This window comes from Pseudomonas sp. Je.1.5.c, from assembly GCF_051129895.1.
In the GTDB taxonomy this organism is placed as follows: domain Bacteria; phylum Pseudomonadota; class Gammaproteobacteria; order Pseudomonadales; family Pseudomonadaceae; genus Aquipseudomonas; species Aquipseudomonas urmiensis.
The window spans coordinates 17,253-30,672 of record NZ_JBCPSP010000032.1; the positions used below are offsets into that span (position 1 = coordinate 17,253).

A 13,420-nucleotide genomic window follows, 5' to 3' on the forward strand; every position below is an offset into this window, starting at 1 on the left:
TCGCAGCGTATTTGAAGATGATGGGGACGGATGTCGTGAAAAAGACTACGACAAAAAGAAACAGTACGGATTGGTTGGGATGACGTGCCTGGGGTATTTGGGCTGGTTCTGCCGGCCTCATCGCGGGGCAAGCCCGCTCCCACGCAGCCCAAGAAGACTCGTGGGAGCGGGCTTGCCCCGCGATGCGACCGGCACAGACACCGCAGGAAATCAAAACGCCCCGGCAAGCCGGGGCGTTCTGGGAGTCACACGGAGTTGCTCGCTTTCAGCTTAGCGCACACCGTCCTGGCGTAGCGCTGCGGGCTGGAAGTCGCTCTTGCTGGCAGTAAAGCCGAAGTCGTAAGCCCTCTTCTCTTCGTTCTTCATGCCCAGCGCCAGGTAGCGACCCGACTGCAGGTCATAGATCGCTTCCAGCGTGTACCACGGCACTTCGACGTTGTAGTAGTCCTGCGAGTGCGCCTCGGAGACGCGCCACAGCTGATTACGGCCGTCGTACTGGTCGATCACCGCAGCTTGCCAGGTGTCTTCGTCGATGTAGAAATCACGCTTGGCGTAGATGTGGCGCTGGCCCGGCTTGAGGGTTGCCACCACATGCCACACACGACGCAGCTCGTACCGGGTCAGGTCCTGGTTGATGTGACCGGCCTTGAGGATATCGGCGTACTTGAGCGTCGGCGAATCGAGCTTGTAGCTGTTGGAGGCAATGTACAGTTCCTTCTTGCCTTCCAGCTTCCAGTCGTAGCGGTCTGGCGCGCCGTTGTACATGTCGAGGTTATCGGAGGTGCGCAGACCATCGGCAGCGGTACCTGGACCGTCGTAGGAGACCTGCGGCGCCTGGCGTACCCGGCGTTGACCGGCGTTGTAGATCCACGCCTTGCGTGGCTCCTTGACCTGGTCAAGCGTCTCGTGGACCAGCAGCACAGTACCGGCCAGGCGCGCCGGCGCGGTTACCTTCTGCTTGAAGTAGAACAGGATGTTGCCTGGGTTGGCTGGGTCGAAATCCTTCATCCGATCACGGAAGACAAACTGATCCTGGAAGTACACCAAGCTGTAGGAACCGTTCTGCTGCGGGGTTGCCTGGGTCACCAGGCGTGTCACGCTACCGCCACGATAACGGGTGATGTGGTTCCAGATGACCTCGACACCGCTCTTGGGAATCGGGAAGGGTACCGCAGTCTGGAAATCGTTCAGGCCGTTGCCGCCTTCGACCAGGGTAGTCTTGGTGGCGTTCTGCTTGATGGCGGCGAACACCTCAGCAGGCACGGTAGAACCCCGATGGGTCGGGTAGACCGGAATCTTGTAGGTCTCGGGATAGCGCTTGAACATCGCCACCTGGCCAGGCGAGAGCTTGTCCTTGTATTGATCGACGTTCTGCGCGGTGATGGTGAACTTGGGTTGCTCACTGCCATATGGATCGGACAGGAAACCTTTGCTATCTACGCTACCGGCAGTTTTCGACAGCGGTTGCCAAGCGGTGATAGAGCCGTCGGCATTGCCGGCCTTTTCTGCGCCCATCGGCGTCAGGGTGGTGCCCAGCTTGGCCGCCTCGTCGGCGGAAACCGCAGCCATGACGCTGGTCGCCAGCAGGGACATGCCCAGCACACCGGCTTTCAGCAGACTTCTGGTCTTGTTCATTGTCGTGTCGTCCTGGATCAATGTTCTTAGAAGTTCACACCGAAGCTGAGCGCGATGAAGTCGCGGTCATCCACAGTGGTGTACTTGCCGTCGAAGAAGTTGGTGTACGACAGGTTCGCCGTGTAGGTGTTCTGGTACTCGGCTTCCAAGCCCAGACTGACCGCCTTGCGGCCTTCCTCGAAGTTGCCGCCAGGGCCTGGCGAGTAACCGTCGACGTCATGCGACCAGGCCACGCTTGGGCGCAGGTTGACCCCGGCGAAGACGTTGTTGTAGTCCCAGATTGCGCGGATGCGATAGCCCCACGAATCGCTGGTGGTGTAGCCGTCGTTTTCGCAGTAACGCGAAACGTTGTTGGCATCGGCAGTACCCAGGGTGCTGGTGTTCAGCGCCTGGCACTGGCCATTTGGCAGCGGGCCTGGGCCGTAGACCGGGTCTCGGCCATAACGCGCCTTGGAGGTGCTCTCCAGACCGCCGACGTGAGTCCAGCCGACCTCACCCACCATGGTCAAGCGTTCTGCACCCATGACCTGGTCGAAGAAGTGGGTGAAGGTGGTCTGCAGCTGGGTGATTTCCTTACGGCGATAGCCTGGCTGATCCTGACCTGGGGTGCCTGGGAGCACGGACACATCCGGGTTGAGTGGGGTCAGGCCCGAGAACAGGATATCGGTGGTGTTCAACTGCACGGGCGCGTTCGGCCGGTAGCTGATCTCACCACTCCACGCGGTGCCGGTTGGCAACGTGGTGGAGAAGCTCAGGCCGTACAGACGGATGTCCTCTGGATACTCCACGTAGTAGCTGGAGTTACCCGCGACCACCAGCGGCATCAGGCCCGGCAGCAGGCCCGGCAGCAGCCCAGGCGGTACACCAGCACCGATCAGTGCTCCGGCCAGCCTGTTCGGGTCATAGAACTGCGCATCGGCACCGCGGCCACTGAAGATCGGCGCACGGCTGTGGTAGTTCATGAAGTAGCCACCAAACTCGGTATTGAGCGGCTCGAACATGTAGCGCATGGCCACGCCGAACTGGCCGCTGTCACGTGCATCGCGGTCAGGGCCACGACGTACGATCACACCTTCGTCAGGCGAGCCATAGCTCACGCCCTGGGCGGCCAGGGTAGCGCCGATGGGGCCGGCCAGCGGGCCGAGGCGGCCAGCCAGCGAGTTCTGCGTAGCCAGTACGGCCAGGTTGTTGTCACAGCCGTCGGCGATCACGTCGGGTTGCGAGAAGAAGGTGCCGCAGTTGTCGACGACCGTCTGGTCCCATTCGATCTGGTAGAAGCCTTCCACCGACAGGTTGTCGGTGACGCTCTGCGACAGATAGAACATGTTGACCGGAATCAGGCCTTCCTTGATTTCGGCACCTGGACGGCGAAATGCCGAGACATCGATCGGGTTGATGCTGTTGATGCCACCACCGATGAAGGTGCTTTCACCCCAGCTGACCACCTGCTTGCCCAAACGCACGGTGCCCGGCAGGTCGGCAATGTTGTAGTTGTGGTAGATGAAGGCGTCGAGCAGTTCAGCGCCAGAGGACTGGGCGCCTTCCTTGCGGTTGGAGTCGCTGATGTCTTTGAACTGGCGGTGTTCGTCCTTGAGTTCGAAGTCATACCAGTACTTGCCACGCACGAATACACCAGTGTCGCCGTACTTCAGCTCAAGGTCATGGATACCCTTGAAGATCTTGGAGAAGGTCTCGCCTTTCTTGAAGTTCAGGTGGCCGTCGTCGGAAGTCTGCGACAAGCCTTTGCCGCCGTTGTTGGAACCAATGAGGTTCTTGTTGGGACTGGCCGTCGACCAACTGGCGCCGACAGAGAGCGACGAATCGAACTGACCTTCGATTTCCCCGATGTTGAAACTAACGGCAAACGCGGGACTTGCGAGCGTTGAAGCGAGGCTGACGGCCAGGGGCAGTTTTGCCCGGCGCCAGAACTGGTTTGCAGATTTCATCGACGCTACTCCATGTACTTTTTTGTTATGGCAGTGAGTCCTTTCAAGAACGGTCCGAGCGACCGGTGTGCAGGCTGTTGCCTGCGACGATGCGAGTTGCACGCATCGCCCTCCCCCATTCCTGAAAATCCCCTGGCCCCGACTATAGCCAGCAGGCACAGGCGCTTGATCCCTCTAAAGTGTGATTTGCGTTCCGTGCCTGCCGCTCGCTCCATGACTGTCCGGTGTGCGAGCTGACAGTGCTCAAGCATGGCGCAATTTCTTCATTTGACAAGCCGCCGCGCTCTCTGCAATGCGGGTCACGCCCATTGAGGGGTAACCCGCATGGCCAATCAGAGGGTCGACAGGAAGGCGCTGTTGCTCGCCTGCCACTCGACGATATCCACACGGATGCGCTTTTTGTCGAGCTTGCCGACGCTGGTCTTGGGAATTTCAGTAACAACGGCGATCTGGCTGGGAATCGCCCACTTGTTGATGTGACCCTGCTCGACAAAAGGCTTGAGGTGGTCCTTGAGCGTGCGGGCGTCGATGCTCTGCCCTTCTCGGATCACCAGCAAGGCGAACGGCCGCTCGCCCCACTGCGGGTCGGCTACCCCGACCACTGCCACTTCACGCACAGCGGGGTGACGGCTGATCAAGTCTTCAAGGTCGAGCGAGGAAATCCACTCGCCGCCCGTCTTGATCACATCCTTGATCCGGTCGCGAATGTCGATGTAACCCATGCCGTCGAGGGTGGCGACATCGCCGGTGTGCAGCCAGCCGCCGGCCCACAGCTCGGCGCTTTTTTCCGGTTCCTTGAAATACCCCATCGACAGCCAAGGTGCGCGCAACACCAGCTCGCCTTGGGTCTCGCCATCGGCGGGGAGGAAGTTACCCGCGCCATCGACGATTGCCGCCTCCACCAGTGGCACCGGCACTCCGGCCTTGATCCGATAGGTCACCCGCTCGTCCTCGCTGCCGGCCTGCAGCTCGTCATTGAGGTGCGCTGCGGAGATCAGCGGGCAGGTTTCCGACATGCCGTAGGCGGCAGTCAGCTGGATGCCGCGAGCCAGCGCAGCCTCGTACAGCGCACGGTTCAAGGCGCTGCCGCCGATGATGATCTTCCAGCCGCCGAAGTCCTGGCCTTGCGAGGAGGGGCAGTTGATCAGCATCTGCAAAATGGTCGGCACACAGTGGGAGAAGGTGACCTTCTCCTCGCGCCACAGCTTGACCAGCATGTCCGGCTCGTAGCGCCCAGGGTAGACCTGCTTCATGCCCAGCATGGTCGCCGCATAGGGAATGCCCCAGGCATGCACATGGAACATCGGCGTGATGGGCATGTAGACGTCATTGCTGCCCAGCAAGCGCACGCTGTCGATACTGCCGGTCACCGACGCCTCGGCCAGCGTGTGCAATACCAACTGGCGGTGGGTGAAGTAGACGCCCTTGGGGTTACCGGTAGTACCGGTGGTGTAGAAGGTGGTGGCCACCGAGTTCTCATCGAAGTCGGGGAAGTCGTACTGCGGGCTGGCAGCGGCCAGCAGTTGCTCATATTCGCCGACCAGGTTCGGCAGCTCGGCGCTCTTGTCCGGGCCGTCAGTCAACAGCAAGGTCTTGTCGACGGTGGTCAATTGCCCGGCAATGCCTTGGTAGAGAGCCACAAAGTCGCTATTGACCAGCACCAGGCGATCTTCAGCGTGGTTCATGGTGTAGAGAATCTGCTCAGGCGACAGGCGCACGTTGATGGTGTGCACCACCGCCCCGATCATCGGGATGGCGAACATGCATTCCAGGTAACGGTGGCTGTCCCAGTCCATCACCGCCACGGTGTCGCCCGCCTTGACCCCAGCCTGGGTCAGCACATTGGCCAGCCGCGCGATGCGCTCGACCAACTGGGGATAAGTCAGCCGCAGCTGGTCGCGATAGACGATTTCGCGGGTTTTCTCATAACGGCTGCCAGACATCAGCAGGCGTTTGATCAACAGTGGGTACTGGTAGGCACCTTCGGCGGGCTTGATGATGCGGGTCTGCAACATGGGTATCCCTTTTGTCGAATACGGGCGGGTCTGGGTATTTACGCTGTCGTTACTCTAGATCGGCGATGTGACAGCCAAATCAGCCGAAGGAATGATTTGCATGTGGCAGGTATGAGTGGCGTTGACGCGATACCTGCACGACCTTGACACTGGGGCACGCCTGGGGCTGTTGCGCAGCCCCCGATCACGCCCCAGCCACCGGAGCCTTTCATGCCCAGCCCGCGCCGCGCCGTCTTTCTTGATCACCAGTCACTGGACCTGGGTGACCTCGACCTGTCACCTCTGGCTAGCCAATTCGACCACCTGCAGCTGTACCCGTCGACCAGTGCCGAGCAGGTCGCCGAGCGCTTGCAGGGCGCAACCGCGGTAATCAGCAACAAGGTCCAGCTCGATGCCGCGACCCTGGCCGCCAACCCGCAGCTCAAGCTGATCCTGGTAGCGGCCACCGGCACCAACAACGTTGACCTGCAAGCGGCCCGCGCCCAAGGCATCACCGTGTGCAACTGCCAAGGCTACGGCACCCCCTCGGTCGCCCAGCACACCATCGCCCTGCTGCTGGCCCTGGCCACGCGCCTGTGCGACTACAACCAGGCGGTGCGCGACGGGCAATGGGCCAAGGCCAGCCAGTTCTGTCTGCTGGACTTCCCGATTGTCGAGCTGGAAGGCAAAACCCTCGGCCTGCTCGGCCATGGCGAGCTGGGCGGCGCCGTGGCGCGTCTGGCCGAAGCGTTCGGCATGCGCGTGCTGAGCGGGCAGATCCCGGGGCGCCCGGAGCGCCCCGAACGCTTGCCTCTGGATGAGCTGCTGCCGCAAGTCGATGCCCTCACCCTGCATTGCCCGCTCAATGACCACACCCGGCACATGATCAGCAGCGCACAACTGGCGTTGCTCAAGCCTGGCGCGTTGGTGGTCAACACTGCCCGCGGCGGCCTGATCGACGAACAGGCCCTGGCCGATGCCCTGCGCAGCGGCCACCTGGGCGGTGCGGCCACCGACGTGCTCAGTGTCGAGCCGCCGATCAATGGCAATCCACTGCTGGCCAGCGACATTCCACGGCTGATCATCACCCCGCACAGCGCCTGGGGTGCGGTGGAATCGCGCCAGCGCATCGTCGGGCAGCTGGGTGAGAACGCCCAGGCGTTCTTTGCTGGTCAGCCGCGCCGCGTGGTCAGCTGAGCCAAGGCGGCCTCTGCTACACTTCGCGACTTTTTTCAGGAGGCGTCGTCCATGGACCCGCGCAGTGAAGTGTTGCTCCGTCAGGCGGAGTTGTTCCAAGGCTCGGTGCTGCTCGCCGGCCTGCCCGCCGACGACCTGCTCGGCCAGTTGCCGCAGGCCCATGGCTGGACCTGGCACGCTGGCGATCAAGCGATGCTCGAGGCACGCTTCGCCGGGCGCAACCAGCATGGCGTCGATGTGCCGGACGTAGCGTTCGACGCCGCCGTGCTGTTTCTGCCCAAGTCACGCGAACTTGCCGCCTACCTGCTCAACGCCCTGGCCTCGCGCCTGGCCGGCCGCGAGTTGTATCTGGTTGGCGAGAAACGCGGTGGTATCGAAGGCGCGGCCAAGCAGCTGCAGGCCTTCGGCAAACCGCGCAAGCTCGACAGCGCCCGGCATTGCCAGCTGTGGCAGGTGACGGTGGAAAACGCCCCGCAAGCAAAACCCCTGGAAAGCCTGGCTGAGCGCTTTGAGCTGGAGCTGGCCGACGGCCCATTGAAGATCGTCAGCCTGCCCGGGGTGTTCAGCCATGGTCGCCTCGATCGCGGCACTGCGCTATTGCTCGAGCACTTGGACGGCTTGCCGGTCGGCCATGTGCTGGACTTTGGCTGCGGCGCCGGGGTGATCGGCTCGATCATCAAGCGACGCTACCCGGACAGCCAGGTCACCTTGCTCGATGTGGATGCTTTTGCCGTTGCCAGCAGCCGGCTGACCTTGGCCGCCAATGGTCTGCAGGGCGAGGTCATCAGCGGTGATGGCATCGATGCGGCGCCGCGCGATCTGCAGGTCATTTTGAGCAATCCTCCGTTTCATACCGGGGTACATACCAACTACCAGGCCTCGGAAAACCTGCTGAAAAAATCAGCAGAACATCTGCGATCCGGTGGCGAACTTCGCCTAGTGGCCAACACCTTCCTGCGCTACCAACCGTTCATCCAGGAGGCCTTGGGCAACTGCCGGACACTGACCGAAGCAGGCGGCTTTCGCATCTACCAGGCCAAGCGCGGTTGAAAAATAGCGCTTGCCCAAACGCATTGGCGTAGGCAGAATCCGCTCCGTCCTAGGGGAGTAGTCTCCCGCAAGCACCCTCGCTTGCCCGGTACGCGTCAACACACTTGGTCCACAGACCATGGCGCGTACGACCCACGGTCCGCGCAGACGGATCCAGGGTTTGACAAGACCTATGACACGCACACCTTACCCGGGGCGGGAAGGCTGTACGTGTCATAGCCGTGTCGACCCGCCCCCGTAGGAACCCTGATGCTGGAATCCCTGCTAGTCCCCACCGCAATCGTTGCGCTCGCTGAAATCGGCGACAAGACGCAATTGCTCGCGCTCATTCTCGCCGCTCGCTTTCGCAAGCCCTGGCCAATCATCGCCGGTATCGTCGCCGCCACCCTGGCCAACCATGCCGCTGCGGGCGCGGTCGGTGCGTGGGTCAGTGGTTTCTTCAGCGAGAGCGTGTTGCACTGGATCCTGGCTGCCAGCTTCACCGCCACCGCGTTGTGGACGTTGGTTCCGGACAAGATGGACGATGACGAAAGCAGCGCTGCGCGCCGGTTCGGGCCTTTCCTGACGACGCTGATCGCGTTCTTCCTGGCAGAGATCGGCGACAAGACGCAGGTCGCCACGGTGATGCTCGCTGCGCAGTATCCGCACCTGATCATGGTCATCATCGGCACCACCCTGGGCATGCTGATTGCCAACGTGCCGGTGGTACTGGCGGGTAATTTTGCTGCCGACAAACTGCCACTGACGCTGATTCGACGCTTGGCGGCTGCGGCATTCGTGGTGCTGGCGATCGTCGCGGTGTATTCGGCGATGAAGACCAGTGGCTGGATAGGCTAAGGGGCTGGATCATGAAATGACTGGGGCCGCACAGCAGCCCCGGTCGTTTCAAGTTACTTCTTGGCCGCTTGATACAACGGCATCACCTTGGGGATGGCCGCTTGCAGCGAAGCGATCCGGCTGCTGGACGCCGGGTGAGTGCTCATGAACTCAGGCGGGGCCCCTTCGGAGGCCTTGCTCATCTTGTTCCACAGGGTGATCGCAGCGTTCGGGTTGTAGCCGGCACGCGCCGACAGCTCCAAACCAATCAAGTCAGCCTCGTTCTCATTGGCGCGGCTGTTGGGCAAGGTCATGGCGTAGTTCACCACGGTGTCGGCCAGCGCCATGCTGTCCTGGCCCAACCCCAGCAGGGCACCGGCACCGGAGCGCGCCATCTGTACGCCATACGCCTTGGACATGGCTTCGCGGCCATGCTCACGCAGGGCGTGGGCGATTTCGTGGCCCATCACGGCGGCGATTTCGTCATCGGTCAATTTGAGCTGATCGATCAGGCCGGTGTAGACGATGATCTTGCCACCAGGCCCGCAGTTGGCGTTGAGCTCGTCGCTCTTGATCACGTTGACTTCCCATTTCCACTGCGCCGCATCCGGGCGGAACTGTGGCGCCTGGGCGATCAGCCGATCGGCGATAGCTTGCACGCGTTTGGCTTCGGCGCTGCTTTTGTCCAACACGCCTTTGCTCGATGCCTCGCTGAGGGTCTGCTGGTACGACTGGGCGTACATCTGGTTGACCTCATCGGTCGAGAGCATGCTGAACATGTACTGCTTGCGCTCCACGCCTACGGCGCCACCACTGGTGGTATTCACCGCCTGGCAGCCGCCGAGCAGGACACTGGCACTCAACATGCTGACAACAAATGACTTACGCATAAAACACTCCCTATTTACGTGCCGCGTATCCTAGGGCCAGACGCTTGAGGCCGCTAGAGCCGCAGGGAAGATTTATCGCGAGGACTTTCTGATAGTCCATCAAGCCGGGGTCAGGCACTCCGGCGCATCGAGCTTCGGATCATTGACGAAGTTGGCCAACGCCCGCTCACGCAAGGCTGCCGGTGGGCTCGCCAACAGCTCCTGCAAACGTGCCACCGGCGTATCCGGATCAAGCCACGCCGCCTGCCCTGCCTCGTCAAGGATCAACGGCCGGCGCTGATTCACCGCCGCCTGGGTGACCACCGCACAACTGAGCCACACCTGCTCCTGAACAGGATACGCCTCCCACACCGCCGCGAAAAACAGCGAAGCACCCTCGCCCGGCGTCAGCCAGTAAGGCCGCTTGCGCACGCTGCCGCGCCACTCATAAAAGCCGTTGGCGGGCATCAGGCAGCGCCGCTGGCGGAACGCCTCACGGAACATCGGCTGTTCGGCGAGGGTCTCGGCGCGGGCTTGGGCCGGAGTCCGGGACAAGTCGGTCAACCAGGGCGGGGTCAGGCCCCAGCGGGCCCTGGCCAGCTGCGGCTGGCCGTCGACCTGGCGCTGGATGATCACCGAGGCGCCAGGTGAGATGTTCCATTGCGCCTGTTGGTCGGCAGGGTATCCCGGCAACGCGGCAAATGCCGGGGACCAGCGAAACAGGGCATAACGTCCACACATGGCAATAAACAACCTAGCAAATCAGGGTTCCGGGAACACTTTCCGGCTCGTCGCCAGCAAGTGGCTGGGCAGCATTGTACGCATCGATCAGCTGACGTGCGTACTCGGCCTGTTCATCGTGCACTGCCAGCCCAAGCAGCCCTTGCATCGGCAGCTCACCTGCGGCGCCAACCAGGTCGCGCCCGACCAGGTGCCCATGGATGCCCTCACTGGCGAGCATGGCAAGCAGCAATTCGGCCTCCAGCAGGCCTTCGGGCTCATAGATTCGTTGCATCAGGCGTCATCCTCGCGCTTCACATCGAGCATCCATTCTTCACCATGCACCTGCAGGATGAACAGAATAGGACGACAGCAGACCTGGCAGTCCTCGATGTAGGTTTGATCACCGCCCGACAAGTCGAGGGTGGTCTCGACCTCTTCACCACAATATGGGCAGTCGTAGATGGCTGATTCCAGCATCGCGGCCTCCGCAGTGACTTGTGCGTATAATTGCCGGTCTATTTACAGGGCCTGCGTGTGTCCGAGCCGTTTTTCGGAACCGATCCCTACCTATTACCCTAGCCGTTTCCAACAAGAGAGCATGATGGGCGAATTCGATGCCATCCGACCGTACGACGACGCTGAGGTCCCTGCCGTTCTGGCACGCCTGCTCAGCGACCCGGCATTCCTCGATATCCTCACCCACTTCCGCTTCCCGCGCGCCGCGGGCGCCCTCGGCTGGCTGCTCAAGCCGCTGATCGCCCGCCGCCTGCGCAAAGAGTTCGCCGGGGTGACCTGCGTGTCGACCCTGCAGGACAAAGTCGAGTACTACGTCGACCAGACCATCGAGCGCGCCACCGATGGCGTGACGTATTCTGGTGTCGAGCAGCTCAAGTCGGGCACCGCGTATCTGTTCCTGGCCAACCACCGCGACATCGTCATGGACCCGGCCTTCGTCAACTACGCGGTGTATCACGCGGGCCTGCCGACCCCGCGCATCGCCATCGGTGACAACCTGCTGCAAAAGCCGTTCGTCAGCGACATGATGCGCCTGAACAAGAGTTTCATCGTCCATCGCTCGCTCAGCGGTCGGCGCGAGAAGCTCGCGGCCTACCAGTTGCTCTCGGCTTATATCAATCATTCGATCCGCAACGATGGCGCCTCGATCTGGATCGCCCAGGCCGAAGGCCGCGCCAAGGACGGTGACGACCGCACCGATTCGGCGATCCTCAAGATGTTCCACATGAGCCGCAAGGACGAGCCATTCGGCGCGGTGATCCAGGGCTTGAACCTGACCCCGGTATCGATCAGCTACGAATACGACCCATGCGATCAGGCCAAGGCCCGGGAGTTGTATATCCGCGCGACCACCGGCACCTACAAGAAGGCGCCTGGCGAGGATGACAACAGCATTGCCTTGGGGATTACCGGCTATAAAGGTCGGGTGCACATCAACTTTGCCCCGCCGGTGACCGAGTTCTTCGAGGACACCAAGCAACTGGCGCAGGAAATCGACCGGCAGATCCTCGGCGGCTACCGCTTGTTCCCGGTGCATTACCTGGCGTATGCCATGTGGAGCGAGGCCGATCCTGCGCTGCAGGTGCCGAGCGCGGACAAGCTGTTCCCTGCTGAAGAATTGGCGCGCGCCAAGCAAGAATGGCAGCGCCGCCTGGATGCCTGCCCGGTCGAGCAGCAACCCTATCTGGTGCTGCAATATGCAACGCCGGTGCGCAACCAATATCAGGTCAAGGCGCAAAGCCCGGTAGCCTGAATGCGCTGGGGCCGCTAGGCGGCCCCCCTGCTTAGATCCAGGTGCTGAACCAGGACAACAGCAGCGCCATCGCCAGGCACGAGAAGCCGAGGATGTAGTAGTAGCGCGGCACGCGACGGTCGAAGGTATCGACCAACCCTTCATCGACCGCCAGGCTCTCGCGGGTCATCACCGCGCGACGCCGGGCACTCTGCAGCAGTAGCCCGCCAGGGCAGGTAATCAACAGGGCAAGCAGGTTGATCAGCTTGCCTGGGTGGGAAGCCAACAGCCCCCAGAGCACTTGCAACGACATTGCACGACCTCGGAATTGCCACAACGAAAGCCCGGCATTCTACTCAAGCCCATCGCGCGCGCCGATTTTTTACGACCAACTGTCACTAAATTTCATCTGTCACATGCTCGTCATCAGAACAGGCCACCCTGTCGGCCTTTTCTTCTCACGGAGCTAGTCATGCTGCATGCCGAAAACCAGGATCGCCTCTACCTCGTTGCCCAGAGCGATGAACAACAGGCGCTGATCGATGGTTTCGCCATCAATGTGCAGGACCGCCAGTGGCTGGTGTATTGCGCCTTGGGTGGGCATGCGCATGAAGATCTACCAGAGGTGGATGGGCAGACCGGGTTGAGCTGGTTGGATTTTCATATTGAAGCAGCCTGAGGCCGAATAGTGGGCATTGTTATGTCTGAACAGGCCTCATCGCGGGGCAAGCCCGCTCCCACGGACCAACGCCCTTTGTAGGAGTGGGCCTGCCCCGCGATGAGGCCGGTCCAGACACAAAAAAGCCCGCTAAGACAGCGGGCTTTTGCATTACAGCGGGCGTATTACTCGGCCAGTACCTGACCAATGGTCGGATCCTTGAACAGACGCGTCAGCGCATCGCTCAGCACGTCACTGACCAGCTTGGTGTTGGTTTCCTGGTTCGGCGCCATGCCGAAGCGCTGGTCCAGGGAGGCGCCGTAACGGCCGCTGTAGCGGCGGTTGGCGTTCGACACGTCTGCACGGAAGGTGGCGCCGATAGTCGCCTCGGTCACGTACATCTTGTCCTTGGGCGACTGGTACTTGAGCTCGGCCAGGGTCACGGTCAACTGCGGCGCATTGGAGGCATTCGGAGTCGGGGTGAAGCCCAGCAGACGCACAGCCGCTTCAGCCTGGGCCTGCAGCTTGGGCACGACATCGTTGCCGTTGACGCTGATGGTGCTGGTCTCGGGGTACATGCCACCGCGGGTGCCGAGCGACTGCGAAGCACGCCCATCGACCACCTTGACCACCACCGGCTGGCCACGCCCGACCGGATTGAGCTGGGCCGTGAGTTTGGGCTGCGGGCTGAGTTGTTGCGGGCTGTGGGCACAACCGACCAGGCTCAGGCTGGCCACCGCGATCAAACCGAACAGCAGACGTTGCAACATGCGCGTTTCTCCAGA

At 61.8% G+C, this 13,420-nt stretch carries 14 protein-coding genes and 1 riboswitch; of the genes, 5 read left to right on the forward strand and 9 right to left on the reverse strand.

Features of this window, described 5'->3' with window-relative positions:
• Positions 1-270: 270 nt before the first annotated feature.
• From AAZU54_RS20125 to AAZU54_RS20135, 3 genes are all read right to left on the reverse strand, one after another.
• Positions 271-1,635, reverse strand: a complete 1,365-nt coding sequence (locus AAZU54_RS20125) for a DUF1329 domain-containing protein (RefSeq protein ID WP_186554163.1) — start codon at positions 1,633-1,635, stop codon at positions 271-273.
• Positions 1,636-1,661: 26 nt separating this feature from the next.
• Positions 1,662-3,581 carry a DUF1302 domain-containing protein gene (locus AAZU54_RS20130; RefSeq protein ID WP_405129970.1) on the reverse strand — a complete coding sequence of 640 codons (1,920 nt, stop codon included), beginning with the start codon at positions 3,579-3,581 and terminating at the stop codon, positions 1,662-1,664.
• Between the two features lie 332 nt (positions 3,582-3,913).
• Positions 3,914-5,596 (reverse strand): fatty acid--CoA ligase, encoded by a 1,683-nt coding sequence (locus tag AAZU54_RS20135; protein ID WP_186554165.1) that lies wholly within the window; start codon positions 5,594-5,596, stop codon positions 3,914-3,916.
• A gap of 210 nt (positions 5,597-5,806) precedes the next feature.
• Here AAZU54_RS20135 and AAZU54_RS20140 point away from each other — a divergent pair, with 210 nt between their 5' ends.
• From AAZU54_RS20140 to AAZU54_RS20150, 3 genes are all read left to right on the forward strand, one after another.
• A complete protein-coding gene (locus tag AAZU54_RS20140) occupies positions 5,807-6,772 on the forward strand; it encodes a 2-hydroxyacid dehydrogenase (protein WP_405129969.1) in 966 nt (321 codons plus the stop codon).
• Between the two features lie 51 nt (positions 6,773-6,823).
• Complete coding sequence (locus AAZU54_RS20145; protein WP_186554167.1) at positions 6,824-7,822, forward strand: class I SAM-dependent methyltransferase; 999 nt, start codon at positions 6,824-6,826, stop codon at positions 7,820-7,822.
• A 39-nt stretch (positions 7,823-7,861) separates the two neighbouring features.
• A riboswitch (yybP-ykoY riboswitch) is annotated at positions 7,862-7,984 on the forward strand.
• Positions 7,985-8,074: 90 nt separating this feature from the next.
• Complete coding sequence (locus AAZU54_RS20150) at positions 8,075-8,659, forward strand: TMEM165/GDT1 family protein (RefSeq protein ID WP_186554301.1); 585 nt, start codon at positions 8,075-8,077, stop codon at positions 8,657-8,659.
• A gap of 53 nt (positions 8,660-8,712) precedes the next feature.
• Here the strand turns inward: AAZU54_RS20150 and AAZU54_RS20155 are convergent, their stop codons facing one another.
• The 4 genes from AAZU54_RS20155 to AAZU54_RS20170 all read right to left on the reverse strand — a co-directional run bounded on the left by AAZU54_RS20155 (position 8,713) and on the right by AAZU54_RS20170 (position 10,707).
• The gene (locus AAZU54_RS20155; RefSeq protein WP_186554168.1) at positions 8,713-9,528 is read right to left on the reverse strand and encodes a M48 family metallopeptidase; all 816 of its coding nucleotides are present in this window, start codon (positions 9,526-9,528) and stop codon (positions 8,713-8,715) included.
• A gap of 99 nt (positions 9,529-9,627) precedes the next feature.
• Positions 9,628-10,248, reverse strand: a complete 621-nt coding sequence (locus AAZU54_RS20160; protein ID WP_264234747.1) for an SOS response-associated peptidase — start codon at positions 10,246-10,248, stop codon at positions 9,628-9,630.
• A 13-nt stretch (positions 10,249-10,261) separates the two neighbouring features.
• Positions 10,262-10,522, reverse strand: a complete 261-nt coding sequence (locus AAZU54_RS20165) for a putative signal transducing protein (RefSeq protein WP_186554170.1) — start codon at positions 10,520-10,522, stop codon at positions 10,262-10,264.
• Complete coding sequence (locus tag AAZU54_RS20170) at positions 10,522-10,707, reverse strand: CPXCG motif-containing cysteine-rich protein (protein WP_186554171.1); 186 nt, start codon at positions 10,705-10,707, stop codon at positions 10,522-10,524. The genes AAZU54_RS20165 and AAZU54_RS20170 overlap by 1 nt, the downstream gene beginning before the upstream one ends.
• 121 nt (positions 10,708-10,828) lie before the next feature.
• On the opposite strand from AAZU54_RS20170, the gene AAZU54_RS20175 reads away from it, so the two are divergent.
• Positions 10,829-11,998: a 1-acyl-sn-glycerol-3-phosphate acyltransferase gene (locus AAZU54_RS20175; RefSeq protein ID WP_434727569.1), complete on the forward strand. Its 1,170-nt coding sequence runs from the start codon at positions 10,829-10,831 to the stop codon at positions 11,996-11,998.
• Between the two features lie 31 nt (positions 11,999-12,029).
• Here AAZU54_RS20175 and AAZU54_RS20180 read toward each other — a convergent pair whose 3' ends face one another.
• Complete coding sequence (locus tag AAZU54_RS20180; RefSeq protein ID WP_186554173.1) at positions 12,030-12,290, reverse strand: hypothetical protein; 261 nt, start codon at positions 12,288-12,290, stop codon at positions 12,030-12,032.
• A gap of 159 nt (positions 12,291-12,449) precedes the next feature.
• On the opposite strand from AAZU54_RS20180, the gene AAZU54_RS20185 reads away from it, so the two are divergent.
• Positions 12,450-12,656, forward strand: coding sequence for a hypothetical protein (locus tag AAZU54_RS20185; RefSeq protein ID WP_186554174.1), 207 nt, complete (start codon positions 12,450-12,452; stop codon positions 12,654-12,656).
• 164 nt (positions 12,657-12,820) lie between these two features.
• On the opposite strand, the gene AAZU54_RS20190 is transcribed toward AAZU54_RS20185, so the two are convergent.
• Positions 12,821-13,405: a YajG family lipoprotein gene (locus tag AAZU54_RS20190; RefSeq protein ID WP_186554175.1), complete on the reverse strand. Its 585-nt coding sequence runs from the start codon at positions 13,403-13,405 to the stop codon at positions 12,821-12,823.
• Positions 13,406-13,420 lie beyond the last annotated feature (15 nt).